This window comes from Pseudomonas sp. NY15354, from assembly GCF_048068075.1.
GTDB lineage: Bacteria > Pseudomonadota > Gammaproteobacteria > Pseudomonadales > Pseudomonadaceae > Aquipseudomonas > Aquipseudomonas guariconensis_C.
The window spans coordinates 63,573-80,195 of record NZ_JBLUPV010000002.1 but is presented as its reverse complement, the minus strand read 5'-3'; the positions used below and the strand labels follow the sequence as shown (position 1 = coordinate 80,195).

General features: G+C 54.7%; 14 protein-coding genes and 2 tRNA genes. 12 read left to right on the top strand and 4 right to left on the bottom strand.

Annotated elements, in window-relative coordinates:
• The first annotated feature begins 269 nt into the window (after nucleotides 1-269).
• From ACNFCH_RS02290 to ACNFCH_RS02270, 5 genes are read left to right on the top strand one after another with little or no spacing between them, the layout of a single operon-like run.
• Nucleotides 270-1,331 carry a hypothetical protein gene (locus tag ACNFCH_RS02290; RefSeq protein WP_416742177.1) on the top strand — a complete coding sequence of 354 codons (1,062 nt, stop codon included), beginning with the start codon at nucleotides 270-272 and terminating at the stop codon, nucleotides 1,329-1,331.
• Nucleotides 1,332-1,348: 17 nt separating this feature from the next.
• Nucleotides 1,349-2,860, top strand: a complete 1,512-nt coding sequence (locus tag ACNFCH_RS02285) for a hypothetical protein (RefSeq protein ID WP_416742176.1) — start codon at nucleotides 1,349-1,351, stop codon at nucleotides 2,858-2,860.
• Nucleotides 2,857-3,387, top strand: coding sequence for a hypothetical protein (locus ACNFCH_RS02280; RefSeq protein WP_337159944.1), 531 nt, complete (start codon nucleotides 2,857-2,859; stop codon nucleotides 3,385-3,387). Before ACNFCH_RS02285 ends, ACNFCH_RS02280 begins: the two co-directional genes overlap by 4 nt.
• A 26-nt stretch (nucleotides 3,388-3,413) precedes the next feature.
• Entirely contained in the window at nucleotides 3,414-4,586 is a 1,173-nt protein-coding gene (locus ACNFCH_RS02275) for an NAD-binding protein (protein ID WP_416742175.1), read from the top strand.
• 47 nt (nucleotides 4,587-4,633) lie between these two features.
• The gene (locus tag ACNFCH_RS02270) at nucleotides 4,634-5,875 is read left to right on the top strand and encodes an MATE family efflux transporter (RefSeq protein WP_416742174.1); all 1,242 of its coding nucleotides are present in this window, start codon (nucleotides 4,634-4,636) and stop codon (nucleotides 5,873-5,875) included.
• Nucleotides 5,876-6,071: 196 nt separating this feature from the next.
• Here ACNFCH_RS02270 and ACNFCH_RS02265 read toward each other — a convergent pair whose 3' ends face one another.
• The 4 genes from ACNFCH_RS02265 to ACNFCH_RS02250 form a co-directional block, all read right to left on the bottom strand.
• Nucleotides 6,072-7,637: an ABC transporter permease gene (locus tag ACNFCH_RS02265; RefSeq protein WP_416742173.1), complete on the bottom strand. Its 1,566-nt coding sequence runs from the start codon at nucleotides 7,635-7,637 to the stop codon at nucleotides 6,072-6,074.
• The gene (locus ACNFCH_RS02260) at nucleotides 7,637-8,650 is read right to left on the bottom strand and encodes an extracellular solute-binding protein (protein WP_416742172.1); all 1,014 of its coding nucleotides are present in this window, start codon (nucleotides 8,648-8,650) and stop codon (nucleotides 7,637-7,639) included. The genes ACNFCH_RS02265 and ACNFCH_RS02260 overlap by 1 nt, the downstream gene beginning before the upstream one ends.
• A 251-nt stretch (nucleotides 8,651-8,901) precedes the next feature.
• Nucleotides 8,902-8,988 (bottom strand) — tRNA-Leu (locus tag ACNFCH_RS02255).
• Between the two features lie 74 nt (nucleotides 8,989-9,062).
• Nucleotides 9,063-9,149 (bottom strand) — tRNA-Leu (locus tag ACNFCH_RS02250).
• Between the two features lie 273 nt (nucleotides 9,150-9,422).
• On the opposite strand from ACNFCH_RS02250, the gene rnr reads away from it, so the two are divergent.
• From rnr to dnaB, 7 genes are all read left to right on the top strand, one after another.
• The gene (rnr, locus tag ACNFCH_RS02245; protein WP_416742171.1) at nucleotides 9,423-12,002 is read left to right on the top strand and encodes a ribonuclease R; all 2,580 of its coding nucleotides are present in this window, start codon (nucleotides 9,423-9,425) and stop codon (nucleotides 12,000-12,002) included.
• Nucleotides 11,999-12,745: a 23S rRNA (guanosine(2251)-2'-O)-methyltransferase RlmB gene (rlmB, locus tag ACNFCH_RS02240; protein ID WP_070090470.1), complete on the top strand. Its 747-nt coding sequence runs from the start codon at nucleotides 11,999-12,001 to the stop codon at nucleotides 12,743-12,745. The genes rnr and rlmB overlap by 4 nt, the downstream gene beginning before the upstream one ends.
• Nucleotides 12,746-13,019: 274 nt before the next feature.
• Entirely contained in the window at nucleotides 13,020-13,445 is a 426-nt protein-coding gene (rpsF, locus tag ACNFCH_RS02235; RefSeq protein ID WP_416742170.1) for a 30S ribosomal protein S6, read from the top strand.
• A 29-nt stretch (nucleotides 13,446-13,474) separates the two neighbouring features.
• On the top strand, nucleotides 13,475-13,705 hold the full coding sequence (rpsR, locus tag ACNFCH_RS02230) for a 30S ribosomal protein S18 (RefSeq protein WP_009403887.1): 231 nt from the start codon (nucleotides 13,475-13,477) through the stop codon (nucleotides 13,703-13,705).
• Between the two features lie 33 nt (nucleotides 13,706-13,738).
• Nucleotides 13,739-14,632 (top strand): hypothetical protein, encoded by an 894-nt coding sequence (locus ACNFCH_RS02225; RefSeq protein WP_337159950.1) that lies wholly within the window; start codon nucleotides 13,739-13,741, stop codon nucleotides 14,630-14,632.
• Between the two features lie 20 nt (nucleotides 14,633-14,652).
• A complete protein-coding gene (gene rplI / locus ACNFCH_RS02220; protein WP_043211954.1) occupies nucleotides 14,653-15,099 on the top strand; it encodes a 50S ribosomal protein L9 in 447 nt (148 codons plus the stop codon).
• Between the two features lie 113 nt (nucleotides 15,100-15,212).
• A complete protein-coding gene (dnaB, locus tag ACNFCH_RS02215) occupies nucleotides 15,213-16,610 on the top strand; it encodes a replicative DNA helicase (RefSeq protein WP_070090513.1) in 1,398 nt (465 codons plus the stop codon).
• The last annotated feature ends 13 nt before the right edge of the window (nucleotides 16,611-16,623 follow it).

Sequence of the window (16,623 nt, the reverse complement as noted above, 5' to 3'; positions counted from 1 at the left end):
CCTAACATTTTGTTTTGTCAGCCTGACATCAACGGAAAGGAACGCTTGATGGTAAAACGTATGGAGTTTCGGTCGAGGCTCGCGGTTTAGAGCTCTATCTTTTGTCGCAATTCCTGGCTGGGGATAGTTCCGCTTGAGCGAACAATCTATTTGCGGACGGGACCTAGGAACTGCGCCCTCTCGAAATCTAGTGCAAGTTTCTGTTCTAGGGCTTTCAGCCTTAGTGCATCGCTAACGCCTGCCTATCGCAGGAAGAGACTGAGGTTAATATGCACGAGACGCTCATAAAATTGGCAAGTTCAGATGTTGGTAAGGATGAAATATCTATATTGAATGGGGCTGTTGTAATTCCTAAGCGTTATCTGCGGGACCGAGTATGTCTCGAAGCGGGGAGCATTCTCATCGTTTCTGGAACCCTTATCGAGGGAATTGGTACCGCACACTCTGATATAGACTGCATTGTGTTATGTGAAGAAAGACCTAAAGCCGAAGATGTTAAGTCCAGCGAGCATGCGCTCGTGACGGACATAAACTATCACTTTCTAACAAAAAATGAGGAGGTCCATAATACCACTGATTTTTATGGTGAGAGTGGACTTCATATCGATACTGACTATATTACTTTTTCCGAAGTCGAGGATATTATCTCGAAGGTTGAGGTCGCGTTCGAAGAAGTTCAGTCCGATCAGCGATTTTTGTATTCCCCCGTTTTGCTTGAGCGAGAAAACAACGTTATCCACCGTTCTTTAACGGGGTTCGCATTAGCGGAAGAGAAAAAATTCGAGAGTCTTAAAGGGCGGATACCTCGTGACAAGTATATATATATTGCTCACCGTGAAAAGCTGCCGGTTTTCTACGCATTTCAAGACGTTCAAGGATGCTGGCAATCGGGGAATTTGTGGATGGGGTGCGAAATCACTCGTGACATGATGCTGAAAACCACAATGAGCTTTACATATTTAACAGGTGTTACTAACAAACACCCTAAATGGGTTTATTCAAATGTATTTCGAGTTAAGGGCTATGATGAGATTAAAAGTAGTTTCTTTGATCTCTCTCGACGCGGCGCCGCCACGGAAAACGCGTGCAGGAAATACATTGAGGATGCCTTGGTTTACATGGATAAGGTGTTTTTTGCCATTGAGGGGCTGCTGGCGCAAAACCCAGTGTACCCCTCTTCTGAAAAGTCACTGGCTGCGTTGAATCATGAATTTAATAGCAGAAAACATACGGAACACAAAATTTCCACGTGTGAATATTATTTCAGGAAAAAATTCTTTGCCGCGGAGGATACGCCCTCGCTAAATAGTCTCTTGAAAGATTGGGATTAAAACAAATGGGCGCTGACATGATTGATGGTCGTTGCAAAATGGCAATTAACGTCGGAAGTTCTTCGGTCAAGACGTCAACGTTCTACGGTCGAGGGCGGGTCGATGTAAATATAAATTTTATAGGTCTGGAGCGCCAAGTGGTAAAGGTCAAATATAATCGCCTCAGTGGTTGTGTTGATCGGCTCTATCAAGTATCAATCGGTGATAACCTCGGAAAGGCTGCGTCCGTGATTCTGAACGAAGCAGTTAGGGTGCTGGGAGAGTTAAAATGGCCCATGCCAGAGGTAATTGGTCACCGAGTGAAGTTTGCTGGGTTTGGTAAGAGGGTCGAAAGATTTACCGAAAAAAATGAAATCAGGATGATATTCAATGACTATTTAAGTTCGCGCCACAATAGGCTTTGCTTGGAAGTGTTTCGTGAGGCGAAGCAGGCGTTCCCAGACACAGAGCAACTAATGGTGCGCGATCAGATTAACGACGATCTGTCACTTCACGATGAAAGTAAAATCCCTTTCGATCATCACACGATACGGCGCTATGGGCTTTACACGCATGGCTACCATGGCCTTGCAGTGAAAGCTTGCTTAGCGCAGATGTGTAAAGACTTTGATACTTATGATTTTAGCGGTGTTATATGCCAGGTGGGATCGGGGGTTAGCTTTACTGCTATTTCAAATGGAAAGGTAGTTTTTAACACAATGCAATATGCAGCATGTGATGGGCCAGTTATGCATAACCGTTCAGGCACACAACCTATAGGTATCGCATTACGTTTCTTGAAATATGGATTGAAATCAACCGCTTTACCCAATATGTATAGCCGATTAAGCGGTATTTATGGCTTGGCTGATCTTTCGGCAAACAGTTCGATCACTGTTGAAGATATTCTAAGCCAACCCCAATATACTCAGGCCAAAAACGCTTATCTTAAGGCGAACGGCGTTGAACTTTTTAGAGCGATCTCAGCACTCGAAAGTGCCAACAAGTTTATTTTCTCCGGGGGGTTGGCTACAAAACACCGCTGGCTTGGGCCGGAATTGCTACTTAGTGCTAAAGCAATCACCCCAGAAATAAAAGATTCTTTTGTCGCGGATTTGAATACGCCGGGGGTTCGCTATGCTACGGCAGGAAATACTACCCTCTATCTGATTGATGTTGATGAACAAGCCTGTATCTTGGAAGCGTGCGACGATTTCTCTTCAGTCGCCGATGACTTTGAGATTACAAGCGGTGCTTGCGAGGTTCCAGGGACATCCATCGGAATTGTAGAAGAAGGTAGAAATGGATGGAAACGCGGTAGTATTTGCCTGTGCTTGAGTGATACCGAGCTTCCATTTGATTGTTTGACATTGCCGGAAGGTTTTATCTTTTATGGTAAGTCACGAGGTGATTTTTTTCTGAGAGCAGCGCTTGCTAGAAATAGTGGAGTTCCAGCAGTTTTCATAGAGCGTTCATCGCAAGACCCTTGCACACTCTTGGGTAAAAATATCTACATGGATACGCCCACCCAAAAGGTGGTAATACTATGAACAGCCATTTCGACAACTATATTGCAGAGCTAAATCTGATATTGCCACTTAAAGGCATATTGACCAGCAATGAATGGGTAACCATAACAAAAAACAGAGAAATTGCTTCCGACGCCGAGCTAGGCGTACTTATATCAGAGATCGCCCAATCATTGAGGCGGGGGCTATTTATTGAGGCGAAAGCACGAGCCTTGTTTGGGGTTCTCTACATAACGGAGAGGATTATAGATACCTGTGAGCAAATCAAGATAAGAGACACTACAAACCCGATGGAGATCGATCTGGCAATAGCGCTTAAACTGCCTGGTGAGTGCTCGAACGGCTTAGCCTTTTTGAAACGTAATAACGCTGTCCATCGGCAAGATTTGAGCGGAAATGTCGCTGCGTTACTTTCTGCAATGAATGGCACTTTCGTAAAGTATCCATCTAACCTATCTGGTAGGGGAGATCATGTCTGTGTTTTCCCACTGCTTGTTCTCTCCGAAGCCTACTGTCGCCTCATTGACTTGGCATTCAAAGATTTTTAAGCATTATTGTTGAGACAGGATGTCACATGAGTAATGTAGAAAATATTTTACAAAGTGCGCCAGTTGATAATAGATTGACGTATCTAAATGCGCATAAAATTGCTGGTTTATGTTATGCTCGAATACTGGCTTCGCATAATGCAACAAGCGCTGAGGCTTTAGGGGAGTGCGTTGTTTTTTGTTTTTCGCATCTTTCCTCTACTGTCAATTTGAGTATCTGTAACCACTGGATGGCCATTTTTGAAAATATCTATTTTATACCAAAGAAGTCCTCTTTAAATACTGCATTGCTTCGTCATGTCGCGAATCCGACACGTATATTAAGGGCTAGGGATAGGTCGGATTTCAAGAATACAATAGACGAAATTAAAATTATTTTATCTCAATCAGATCTTCCTGTTATTTTGTTTGATATAGGTGGTTATTTTGCACCATATATAGATGGCTTGTCAGTGTTGTTGGGTGACCGCCTTCGGCTAGTTCTTGAGGATACTGCCAATGGACATATGAAGTATAAAAACACAAATTACTATTTGACGTCCATGGGGTTCAAGTCTGTAGCATACGACTCCTATAAAATGGCGGAAAATGTCATGGTCGCCAACATCATGTTAGGGCATTTGAGTTCATTTATATCTGACTGGTCTGTATACCGATCTATATTAGTTGTCGGGTATGGACGCATCGGACGTTCGCTTTGCTTTGGGTTGCGCTCTAAAGGCGTTAAGAACATTGTCGTGGTTGATACCGATAAAGCCCGATTGTTTATGGCAGCGACAGAAGGGTTTAAGGCATTTACACGCTCGCAACTAGGCGCGACTGTTGATGTGTTTGATTGTTGTTTCTCTATGTCCGGTCAACATGGAGTTACTCCGATGGTTCTCACGGCGCTAAAGGATAATTCATATATATCAGTGGTTACATCATATGATGATGAGTTTGAGTTTTCAATCAAAGAGCTGTTTGAGTCTGAAGCTTGCGAGATAGTGAGGTGGAATAATAAAACAATAAATGTCATTAATAATGGGCGGCCGATCAATTTGTCTAGGTTCGCTGCATTTGACGTTAGGAATTTGTCTTTGCATTTTCTATTTGGACGAATATTTTCCAATATCTTGGGTTCGCTCGGGTTCGATCGAGTATCAGACTGGGAGGAAGAGGTCTATACAGACATACTTTCAGAGATGCAATCATCATGACGGTCGCCAGACTGGCCGGGCCTCTTATAATATCAAGATTGGGAGACATGACGTCCTCATTTTTGTTTTTGTCATTCGTGGGGCAGTTCTTACCTCAATCGTTAAGTCAAGCTTCTTTTGCATGGGCGTTTGTTTCATTCACTACCGTAGTTGGAGTCGGTTTATTCTCAACACTTATGATAGATGCTGCGAGGCTTAAAGGAAATGCCAAAGATCAAGCTAGTATTTTGCTTGCAACGGGGTTAAGGGTGGCTTTGGCAGTAGCCTTTTCTATCTTCGGAGGCGTTCTAGTTTTTTTAATGATGTGGCATGGGTTGGCAGGATTGTTAAAGCCTATAAATTTTGGGCTATTGATAATGTCGCTATCGCTTCCCGCAATCTATTGCCAAATTGTCGCATTTAGCTATTTAAATGCAATCGGTCATCCGGAATATGAGGTCAAATTTGTATGGCTGTCAAATTCCATATTCATGTTGGCCGGATTGGGTTACGTATATGCTGATAGTTCTATATCGTTCGGTTTTTTTGTTTTTGTATATGTTTTAATGCGCTCCGTATTGGTTTTTTTACTGTTGGTATATGTTTCGGGAGCTGCAGAAAAAGGAAGCGAAAAAACAATTTTATCTTGTTTTCGAGAAGCTAAGATCATTCCCTTCATGATTAAGGGAGTACCCCTGGCTTTGTGTTTTGCTGGTGAGAGCTTCTTGTATTTTGCATTGTCATTAATCTCAAGCGGTCTAGGAAGTCATGAACTGTCAGCCTATCAAGCCTCTTTACATTTTTTGAGTTTGATTTATATGATATCAATTGGTGTAGGGAATGCTGTTGCTATACTCGTTGCGGGAGTTGCGCCCGGTACAAATAGTTTACCGGTAAAAGAAAAGTTGATGGAAGGACTTAAGTTTGGTGGGCTCTTGATGATCCCATGCGTAATAGTCTGTTTTTTTCTGTCTGGATATGTGGCTAGACTCTATACGTCAGATCTGGCGGTGGCGAAATTAATTGGTGATAATATAAAAATTTCAGTGCCGTTTCTGGTTTTCGAGTTTGTGTACGTTGTGCTTAGGATGACGTTACGAAGTCTTGGTGACTCTTGGTCCCCTACCATTGCCACAATTGTCTGTCTTAATGGGGTAGGACTGTGTCTAACGTGGTTTCTCCTTCGCTTCTATGAGGAGAGTGTGAGATCAATTTTTATTGCTCTAAATTTTTGTGTTTTTATTTTGATGTTATATCTAGTTTATAGGTTCTTAAAGGTGTATCGAGAGCGCGCGAGGGCAGGGGTTTAAATGGCTCTCGATCGCTTCCGAAGTTTGTTGGTCGTCATCAAGTCGTTATAAGATAGTTGGGTGGAAGCATAGATAAACCGTCATTTGTTTAGATTGTCTTGTCGGGTATGATTGCTCATCGCTTGGAAAGTGTCTTGAGCAATAGAAGTTAGCTGTGATGGTGAAGCCCAGGCCGCATGGCAGCCTGGGTAGGCTTTTAAGCCTTGTTCAAATACATCCGCGTCGTCAGAAGATACACCGGCAACCCCGAAACCACGATCAACAGCGCCGCGTAAGGTGCCGCCGCCGCGAACTCGACGTTGGCGGTATGCGCCCAGACTTCGGTCGCCAGAGTGGTCATGCCGGTCGGGCTGAGCAGCAAGGTGGCGGTCAGCTCCTTCATGGCATCGAGGAACACTAGGGCGAAGGCGGCTGCCAAGGCTGGGAAGATGATCGGCAGGGTCACCCGGCAGAAGGCGCCAAAGCTGCTGGCGCCCAGGGTGCGGGCCGCTTCTTCCAGCGTGGGCGAGGCCTTGTTCAGGGCCGTGCGCACAGGTGCCTGGGCCAGAGGCAGGAACAGCAATGCGTAGGCCAGCAGCAGCAAGGCGGATGTCTGGTAAAGCGCCGGCACATAGTGCAGGGCGAAGAACACCAGCGTCAGTGCAATCACGAGGCCTGGCAGGGCATGCAGCAGGTAGGGCAGGCGCTCGGCCCAGATCGCCAGGCGGCCCTTGTAGCGCACCACCAGGAAGCTGATGGGCAGCGCCAGCAGCACGCAAAAGCCAGCGCCGCCCAGAGAGACCGACAACGACGTCAGCAGCGCTTTGCCAATTTCCGTGACCGGGAACGCTGCCGATGAGCCCACGCTCAACCAATAGCCGAGCATGGCCAAGGGAATGCCGCTGCCCAGTACAGCCAGTGCCAGGCAGAAAAGCTGCCCCAATGGCATCCAGCCCCGCAGGCGAACTGGTTGGCCGCGACGTGCCACGCCTTGGCCGATTCGCACATGGCGCGCTTTGCCGCGCACGCGCAACTCCAGCCAGAGCATCGCCAGGCACAGTGCCAGCAGCACCGCCGAGAGCATGGCCGCGTTGGCGTTGCTGAACTCCAGTTCGAATTGCTGGTAGATCGCTGTCGTGAAGGTCTGCAGGCCGAGGATGGAGAGGGCGCCGAACTCCACCAGCATGTGCAGGGCGATCAGCAGCGCACCGCCGATCATCGAAGGCCACAGCAGGGGGAGGGTGACCTTGAAGAACACGCCCCAGCGGCTGCAGCCCAAGGTGCGCGCCGACTCTTCCAAAGAAGTGTCAAGGTTGCGCAGGGTCGCGGCCACAGGTAGGAAGACCAGCGGATACTTGGACAGTGCCATGACCAGGATCGCCCCGCCTAGGCCTTCGAAGTCCGAGCTCAGTGAGACCCAAGTGAAGCTGCTGACGAACGACGGCACGGCGAACGGCAGACATAGCACCACACCCCACAGGCGACGACCGGGCAGGTCGCTGCGCTCCAGTAGCCAGGCCAATGCCAGTCCGACGATCAGGCAGGCCACTGTGACGCCCACCATCAACATCAAGGTGTTGCGCAGCAGCCCCCAGACGAAGGGTCGCCAGAGCAGGCGAAAGGCTTCATGCCAGCCAGCTTGCCATGCCTTGAGGGCGACATAGAGCAATGGCAGCAAGCTCATCGCCACCAGGAACAGGACAGGCAGCACCACCCAGATCGAGGGGCGCTTGCGGCGTGGCACGAAGCGCGCCAGGGCCGGCTGGGGCATGGCGGCGGTCATCAGAGCAGGCCGACCTCGCGTTCAAGTTCCAAGGCTTCCTCGGCATTGCCAAGGTCGGCCGGCGAGATCTTCGGTGGGCGCAGCTCTTCGAACGGCTTCAGGCCCTGGTCGGAGACCATGCCTTTATGCAGTGGATATTCGGCGGTGGTCTGGGTGATGACACGCTGGCCTTCTTCGCTGGCCATCCAGTTGAGCAGGGCCTGGGCTTCTTTCGGGTGCTTGCTGGCCTTGACTGCGCCAGCGCCGGAGATGGTCACCAGGTTGCCGGCGTCGCCGTCGGCCAGGTAGTAGAGCTTGGAGTCCAGCTGGCCGCGCTCGCGCTTGAGGGCGTACCAGTAGTAGTTGTTCACCAGTACGGTATCGACTTCGCCGCGCTCGACCGCTTTGAGGGCAACCATGTTGTTGGTATAGGCCTTGCCGAAGGCCTTGAGGCCGGTGAGCCATTCCTCGGTCGCTTCGCGGCCATGCAGCTTGAGGATGGCCACGGCTTGTTCCTGGAAGGCGCCGCTGGTGGGCACGTAGCCAACACGGCCATCCCATTCGGGGTTGGCAAAGTCCATCACGCTTTGCGGCAGATCCTTCTCGTCGATTTTCTTGGGGTTGAACACCACGATGCGGGTCCGCGCGGTCACGCCCATCCAGGTGCCGTTGGCGCCGACGTACTCCTTGGGCAGCATGTCCAGGGTTGCGTCATCGATTTTTGCCAATAGGCCCAATTCGCCCAGGTTGTTCAGGGGCGGGGATTCTTCGGTATAGATGACATCGGCGGGCGAGCGATCGCCTTCCTCGATGATCTGGCTGGCCAACTGATTGCTGCTGCCCTTGCGAATATTGATATGGATGCCGGTCTTGGCCTCATAGGCCTTGGCGATGGCTTCGCCGATTTCCTTGTGCTGGCCGTTGTACAGGGTCAGGGTGACCGGTTCGTCAGCCAGGGCGGCCGGTGCGCCGATCACCAGGCCGAAGAGGGCGGCGGCCAGGCTGCGCATCAGCAGTTGCGGGCGGATCGTCATGCGGGTACTTCCTCGCTTACGGCTACATATTTGGAAACAATGGTAAACGAAATCGTTTCTCAAGTGGCCGTGTGGCGAGAAATTCATGAATAGACAAAGGGCTAAACGGTGCGTCCGTTCCCGGTGGGGGTAATGAAGATGCACGGTGCTTGGCACCGACTTTGTGTTCGCGGATGAACCAGCACCGGCAGAGGGTGGGGGTTAAATCGCAGGCAAGAAAAAACCCACTAGCAAGCTAGTGGGTTTTTATATGGTGCCCAGGAGAAGACTCGAACTTCCACGACCGTTAAGTCACTGATACCTGAAACCAGCGCGTCTACCAATTCCGCCACCTGGGCAAAGCTTTTACATCTACAGCATGAAATCGTGTTGCTGAGTGACAGACAATTTGTTATCTATCGCTCGAAATACTTGGTGCCCAGGAGAAGACTCGAACTTCCACGGCCGTTAAGCCACTGATACCTGAAACCAGCGCGTCTACCAATTCCGCCACCTGGGCACACATTTCGTCGAGGCCACATGATGCTTTACATCGCGTTTCATCTCAACTACAACGTCGGCTGTCCGTCGTTGTGGTGCGCACTATACGGACGCTCCTGAGGGCTGTAAAGCCCCGGATCAAAAAAAATTTCAAAAAATTCAACTTGTTGATTCCGCAGGCCTATTGCCTCCACCTCGACGCTCCGCTGGGGCTGTCCAAGGCAGACATTTCCGGTTTCAATACGCCTATGCCAGAATTCCTATCTATATACCCCAAGGTGAACCCCTTCTGATGGCCGATTGGCAATCCCTCGATCCCGAGGCCGCTCGCGAAGCGGAAAAATACGATAATCCCATCCCAAGCCGTGAGCTGATCCTGCAGCGTCTCGCCGACCGTGGCGAGCCGGCCGCCCGCGAAGAGCTGGCCGCCGAGTTCGGCCTGCACGAAGAAGACCAGATCGAAGCCCTGCGCCGCCGTCTGCGTGCCATGGAGCGTGATGGTCAGCTTATCTATACCCGGCGCGGCACCTATGCCCCGGTAGACAAGCTGGACCTGATCTGCGGTCGTGTCTCCGGCCACCGCGATGGTTTCGGCTTCCTGATCCCTGATGACGGCAGTGAAGACCTCTTCCTGAGCCCCGCGCAGATGCGCCTGGTGTTCGACGGCGACCGTGGCCTGGCCCGGGTTTCCGGTGTCGATCGCCGTGGACGCCGTGAAGGCGTGCTGGTCGAAATCATTTCCCGCGCCCATGAAAGCGTGGTCGGCCGCTACTTCGAGGAAGGCGACATCGGCTACGTCACGCCGGACAACCCGAAGATCCAGCAGGAAGTGCTGGTGACCGCGGGGCGTAACGGTGGCGCCAAGATCGGCCAGTTCGTCGAGATCAAGATCACCCATTGGCCTACCCCGCGCTTCCAGCCCCAGGGCGATGTGGTCGAGGTGATCGGCAACTACATGGCGCCAGGCATGGAGATCGATGTCGCGCTGCGCAGCTACGACATTCCTCACGTCTGGCCTAAGGACGTGATCAAGGAAGCGCACAAGTTCCGCTCCGAAGTCGAGGAGAAGGACAAGGAAAAGCGCATCGACCTGCGCCACCTGCCGTTCGTCACCATCGACGGTGAGGACGCACGCGACTTCGACGATGCCGTCTATTGCGAACCTCTGGGCAAGCTGCGTCTGTTCTCGGGCGGCTGGCGCCTGTACGTGGCGATCGCCGACGTCTCCAGCTATGTACGTCTGGGCTCGGCCCTGGATGTCGAGGCCCAGCAGCGCGGCAACTCGGTATACTTCCCCGAGCGCGTGATTCCGATGCTGCCTGAGGAACTGTCCAACGGCCTGTGTTCGCTGAACCCGCATGTCGATCGCCTGGCCATGGTCTGCGAAATGACCATCAACAAAGCCGGCCAGATGGTCGACTACCAGTTCTACGAAGCGGTGATCCACTCCCATGCCCGCCTGACCTACAACAAGGTCAGCAGCATGCTCGAGCATGCCCGTACCCGCGAAGGCAAGGCCCTGCGTGAGGAGTACAGCGCGGTACTGCCGGACCTCAAGCACCTCTATGCGCTATACAAGGCGTTGGTGGCTGCCCGTCACACGCGTGGGGCGATCGACTTCGAGACCCAGGAGACCCGCATCATCTTCGGCGAAGACCGCAAGATCGATGAAATTCGCCCAACTGTACGCAACGATGCCCACAAACTGATCGAGGAATGCATGCTGGCGGCCAACGTGGCCACCGCTGAGTTCCTGCAGAAGCACGGCGTCCCGGCGTTGTACCGTGTGCACGATGGTCCGCCGCCAGAGCGACTGGAAAAACTGCGCGCCTTCCTGGGCGAGCTCGGTCTGTCGCTGCACAAGGGCAAGGAGCCTTCGCCGAAGGACTACCAGGCCCTGCTGGCGAGCATTGCCGGGCGTCCGGACTTCCACTTGATCCAGACCGTCATGCTGCGCTCGCTGAGCCAGGCGGTGTACAGCGTCGAGAACAATGGCCACTTCGGCTTGAACTACGAGGCCTACACCCACTTCACCTCGCCGATCCGCCGCTACCCGGACCTGCTGGTGCACCGGGCCATCCGCAGCGTGATCCGCTCCAAGATCGATACGCCGCATGTCAAGCGGGCTGGCGCCATGAGTATTCCTAAGGCGCGCATCTACCCGTACGACGAGAACACCCTCGACCAGATGGGCGAGCAGTGCTCGATGACCGAGCGGCGCGCCGACGAGGCCACGCGTGACGTGGTCAACTGGCTCAAGTGCGAATACATGCGCGACCGCGTCGGCGAGACCTTCCCGGGCGTGATCACCGCGGTGACCGGCTTTGGCCTGTTCATCGAGCTGACCGACATCTATGTGGAAGGCCTGGTGCACGTCAGCGCCCTGCCGGGTGACTACTACCACTTCGATCCGGTGCACCACCGCTTGTCCGGCGAGCGCAGCGGTCGCAGTTTCCGTCTGGGCGATACTGTCGAAGTCAAGGTCATGCGCGTCGACCTGGAGCAGCGCAAGATCGACTTCGAAATGTCCGAGGCGAGTGTCAAGGCTCCGGTCGGGCGCACGCCTGCTGCCGCTGCTGGCAAAACTGCACCTGTGGCGGAGCCGGCACCCGCATCCGAGGCGAAGATCTCGCCCAAGCCGCGCAGCCGCAAGAGCGAGGCCGCCGAGGCGTATTTCCCCAAGGATGCCGTGCAGCGTAACGCTGAAGTGCGCAAGAGCCGGGAAATGAAAAAGGCGCTGATGAGCGAGGCCCGTCACAGCCACGCCAGCGGCAAGGCGGAGAAGGGCGCCAAGGCGTCCGGCAAGCCGACCAAGCATCGCAAGGGGCCGTCGAAGTCCGGCGCGCCGCGCAAAGGCAAGAACAAGTCATGAGTCAGCTGGAAAAAATCTACGGCGTGCATGCCGTGCAGGGCCTGTTGCAGCACCATCCCAAGCGGGTCAAGCAGATCTGGTTGTCCGAAGGGCGCAGCGAGCCGCGTATCCAGGGTCTTCTGGCTCTGGCCGCGGAAAACCGCGTGCCGGTCGGCCAGGCCGAGCGCCGTGAGCTCGATGCGTGGGTCGAAGGTGTGCATCAGGGCGTCGTCGCCGAGGTCAGTCCGAGCCAGGTGTGGGGCGAGGCCATGCTCGACGAACTGCTCGAGCGTGCCGAACGGCCGCCGCTGATCTTGGTGCTGGACGGTGTCACCGACCCGCATAACCTGGGCGCCTGTCTGCGTACCGCCGATGCTGCCGGTGTCACGGCCGTGGTGATTCCCAAGGACAAGTCGGCAACCCTCACGGCCGTGGTGCGCAAGGTCGCCTGCGGCGCTGCCGAGGTGATCCCGCTGGTGGCAGTGACCAACCTGGCCCGTACCCTGGAGAAACTCCAGCAGCGCGGGCTGTGGGTGGTCGGGACCGCGGGCGAGGCCGAACAGGAGATCTATCAGCAGGACCTGACCGGTCCACTGGTGATGATCATGGGCGCCGAGGGTAAGGGCATGCGTCGGTTGACCCGCGAGCACTGCGACTTCCTGGTCAAGTTGCCGATGGCCGGTAGCGTCAGCAGCCTGAACGTGTCGGTGGCCACCGGGGTGTGCCTGTTCGAGGCGGTGCGCCAGCGTCAGGCCAAGGGCTGATGTCCATTCGCGGGTAAACCTGCTCTACAGGCTGGCGGCGCCGTCCTGTGGAAGCGGGTTTGCCCGCGAATAGGTTTGGACAGCCTGCGAATATGTTTCCGGCTGTTCAAATAATCACCAACCACCTTGCTTGTACTTCCCGCCTTCTCTACAATTGCGCCCCTTGCCGAGCAGGCAGGCGCGCATGTGCCTCTTTCCAAGGCAAGACATACAGTGTCATTCACTCCTTGTCTGACCAGAGTGCTGGCAGACTACTAACCCGTAAGGAGCATTCATGCGTCATTACGAAATCATCTTCCTGGTTCACCCGGACCAGAGCGAGCAAGTCGGCGGCATGGTTGAGCGTTACACCAAGCTGATCGAAGAAGACGACGGCAAGATCCACCGCCTGGAAGACTGGGGCCGTCGTCAGCTGGCCTACGCCATCAACAACGTTCACAAGGCTCACTACGTGATGCTGAACGTTGAGTGCACCGGCAAGGCCCTGGCCGAGCTGGAAGACAACTTCCGCTACAACGATGCCGTGATCCGTAACCTGATCATCCGTCGCGACGAAGCCGTCACTGGCCCGTCCGAGATGCTGAAGGCCGAAGAGAACCGCAGCGAGCGCCGTGAGCGTCGTGAGCGTCCTGAAGCTGCTGATGGCGTCGATGGCGACGACAGCAACGACAGCGACAACAGCGATAACGCTGACGAGTAATCCACGGACCTTTTTGAGGAGCCTATTACATGGCACGTTTCTTCCGTCGTCGTAAATTCTGCCGCTTCACTGCTGAAGACGTGAAAGAGATCGACTACAAAGATCTCAACACCCTGAAAGCTTACGTATCCGAAACCGGCAAGATCGTTCCAAGCCGTATCACCGGTACCAAAGCTCGTTATCAGCGTCAGCTGGCTACCGCTATCAAGCGCGCCCGCTTCCTGGCCCTGCTGCCCTACACCGACAGCCACGGCCGCTGAGACCGGGTCGTCGACAAGTAGCAAGGGATAAGCATGCGAGCGTTGGCTGATTTCATCATGCGCGGTCGTGTGCAGGCCTCCATTGTGGTGGCCGGTTGTGCGGCGTTGCCGCTGTTGTTCTGGTTGAGTGCCGCCGCCGGGAGCCTGGTGTTCCTGCGGCGCGGTTTCAAGGACGCTTCCTCGGTCATCGTCTGGGGCATTCTCCCGGCGTTGGCCTGGTGGATCTTCGGCGAGCCACGCACCTTGATGGTGCTGCTGGGGACGCTGGGGCTGGCTGCGCTTTTGCGCGCCGAGCATTCCTGGAACCGGGTGCTGTTATCCAGCATTGCCCTGGGCCTGTTGTACGGTGTCGTGCTTGGTTCGGTGTTCCGAGAACCGATTGAAGCTCTGGCGCGAGCGCTTGAAAAAGCCCTGCCGCAGATGCTCGACGGCCTCTACCAGCAGTTGTCGGTAGAGGAACAGGCACACCTTGGAAGCCTCATCGTACCGGTGCTCGGCGGCCTGATTGCGGCCCTGTTGCAAGTTGTCAGCGTGCTGGCCCTGATGTTGGGCCGCTACTGGCAAGCAGTGTTGTACAACCCGGGAGGTTTCGGTCGCGAGTTTCACGCGGTGCGGATTCCCCTGGTGCCGATGCTGGTGCTGTTGGCCTGCATGCTGTTCGGTCCGAACCTTGGTTCCGGCCTGGCATTGCTGACGCCGCTGTGCAGTGTGCCGCTCATGTTCGCGGGGATCGCCCTGCTGCATGGGTTGGTGGCCCAGAAGCGCCTGGCCAAGTTCTGGCTGGTGGGGTTGTACGTGACGCTGGTGCTGTTCATGCAGCTGACTTATCCGTTGCTCGTGGTCCTGGCCATTGTCGATAGCCTGATTGATTTTCGCGGTCGCAAGTCCCCTCACCAGGGTGACGATTCCGCGAACGGTGAAGGTTAAAAGTTAAGAGGTTTTACCAAATGGAACTGATCCTGCTGGAAAAAGTCGCCAACCTGGGCAACCTGGGCGACAAAGTAAAAGTAAAAGGTGGTTACGGCCGTAACTTCCTGCTGCCTTTCGGCAAGGCCGTCGTTGCCAACGCCGTCAACCTGGCCGCGTTCGAAGAGCGTCGCGCCGAGCTGGAAAAAGCAGCTGCCGAGCGTAAAGCTTCGGCTGAAAGCCGCGCTGCTCAACTGGCTGAGCTGGAAGTGACCATCACTGCCACCGCTGGTGACGAAGGCAAGCTGTTCGGTTCGATCGGCACCCACGACATCGCTGACGCCCTGACCGCCTCCGGCGTTGAAGTGGCCAAAGCTGAAGTTCGTCTGCCGAACGGCACCATCCGTAACGTCGGCGAATACGACGTTGCCGTGCACCTGCACAGCGACGTTGAAGCCACCGTTCGCGTGGTTGTCGTCGCAGCCTAAGCTGCCGCGAATCGGTTGGCTCCTTGGGGCCAGCCGGTTAACATCGGGCACGGTCCTGCATCATGCAGGTCGTGCCCTTTGTCTTTTTCATCACCCAGATTTTTCGCGTGGACATGAACGAGATCAGCAATCCCGAACAGCTAGACCTACAGACCGCCGCCCTCAAGGTGCCGCCGCATTCCATCGAGGCCGAACAGGCCGTGCTCGGTGGCCTGATGCTGGACAACAACGCGTGGGAGCGGGTGCTGGACCAGGTCTCGGACGGTGATTTCTATCGGCATGACCACCGCCTGATCTTCCGCGCCATCCACAAGCTGGTGGATCAGAACCAGCCGTTCGACGTGGTCACCCTGCACGAACAGCTGGACAAAGAAGGCCTGTCGTCTCAGATCGGCGGTCTGGCGTACCTGGCCGAGCTTGCCAAGAACACGCCGTCGGTGGCCAACATCAAGGCCTATGCCGCGATCATCCGCGAGCGGGCCACGCTGCGCCAACTGATCAGCATCAGTACCGACATCGCCGACAACGCCTTCAACCCCCAGGGGCGCAACGCCGCGGAAATCCTCGATGACGCCGAGCGGCAAATCTTCCAGATCGCCGAGGCGCGGCCCAAGACCGGCGGCCCGGTGGGCGTCAATGAGCTGCTGACCAAGGCCATCGATCGCATCGACACGCTGTTCAACTCCGACAGCGACATCACCGGCCTTTCCACCGGCTACACCGACCTGGACGAGAAGACCAGCGGCCTGCAGCCGGCGGACCTGATCATCGTCGCGGGCCGTCCTTCGATGGGTAAGACCACCTTCGCCATGAACCTTGTGGAGAACGCGGTGTTGCGCAGCGACAAGGCGGTGTTGGTGTTCTCCCTGGAGATGCCCGGTGATGCGTTGATCATGCGTATGCTGTCGTCCCTCGGACGCATCGACCAGACCAAGGTGCGTTCCGGCCAGCTGGATGACGACGACTGGCCGCGCCTGACCTCGGCGGTCAACCTGCTCAACGACCGCAAGCTGTTCATTGACGATACCGCCGGCATCAGCCCTTCGGAAATGCGCGCCCGTACCCGCCGTCTGGTGCGCGAGCATGGCGATATCGCCATGATCATGGTCGACTACCTGCAGCTGATGCAGATCCCCGGCTCCAGCGGCGACAACCGGACCAACGAGATCTCCGAGATCTCCCGCTCGCTCAAGGCCCTGGCCAAGGAGTTCAACTGCCCGGTCATTGCCCTGTCGCAGCTCAACCGCTCCCTCGAACAACGCCCGAACAAGCGCCCGGTGAACTCCGACTTGCGTGAATCCGGAGCGATCGAGCAGGACGCCGACGTGATCATGTTCGTCTACCGTGACGAGGTGTATCACCCTGAGACCGAGCACAAGGGCGTCGCTGAGATCATCATCGGTAAGCAGCGTAACGGCCCCATTGGCTTCATCCGCCTGGCGTTCATCGGCAAGTACACCCGCTTCGAGAACCTCGCTCCGGGCATGTACAACTTCGACGACGACGAATAACCGTTGAGTTCAG

Bases quoted from the DNA above. Each gene is read 5' to 3' on its own strand.
- ACNFCH_RS02290 (WP_416742177.1), top strand. From the start codon at position 270: ATGCACGAGACGCTCATAAAATTGGCAAGTTCAGATGTTGGTAAGGAT.
- ACNFCH_RS02285 (WP_416742176.1), top strand. From the start codon at position 1,349: ATGATTGATGGTCGTTGCAAAATGGCAATTAACGTCGGAAGTTCTTCG.
- ACNFCH_RS02280 (WP_337159944.1), top strand. From the start codon at position 2,857: ATGAACAGCCATTTCGACAACTATATTGCAGAGCTAAATCTGATATTG.
- ACNFCH_RS02275 (WP_416742175.1), top strand. From the start codon at position 3,414: ATGAGTAATGTAGAAAATATTTTACAAAGTGCGCCAGTTGATAATAGA.
- ACNFCH_RS02270 (WP_416742174.1), top strand. From the start codon at position 4,634: ATGACGTCCTCATTTTTGTTTTTGTCATTCGTGGGGCAGTTCTTACCT.
- ACNFCH_RS02265 (WP_416742173.1), bottom strand. From the start codon at position 7,637: ATGACCGCCGCCATGCCCCAGCCGGCCCTGGCGCGCTTCGTGCCACGC.
- ACNFCH_RS02260 (WP_416742172.1), bottom strand. From the start codon at position 8,650: ATGACGATCCGCCCGCAACTGCTGATGCGCAGCCTGGCCGCCGCCCTC.
- rnr (WP_416742171.1), top strand. From the start codon at position 9,423: ATGGCCGATTGGCAATCCCTCGATCCCGAGGCCGCTCGCGAAGCGGAA.
- rlmB (WP_070090470.1), top strand. From the start codon at position 11,999: ATGAGTCAGCTGGAAAAAATCTACGGCGTGCATGCCGTGCAGGGCCTG.
- rpsF (WP_416742170.1), top strand. From the start codon at position 13,020: ATGCGTCATTACGAAATCATCTTCCTGGTTCACCCGGACCAGAGCGAG.
- rpsR (WP_009403887.1), top strand. From the start codon at position 13,475: ATGGCACGTTTCTTCCGTCGTCGTAAATTCTGCCGCTTCACTGCTGAA.
- ACNFCH_RS02225 (WP_337159950.1), top strand. From the start codon at position 13,739: ATGCGAGCGTTGGCTGATTTCATCATGCGCGGTCGTGTGCAGGCCTCC.
- rplI (WP_043211954.1), top strand. From the start codon at position 14,653: ATGGAACTGATCCTGCTGGAAAAAGTCGCCAACCTGGGCAACCTGGGC.
- dnaB (WP_070090513.1), top strand. From the start codon at position 15,213: ATGAACGAGATCAGCAATCCCGAACAGCTAGACCTACAGACCGCCGCC.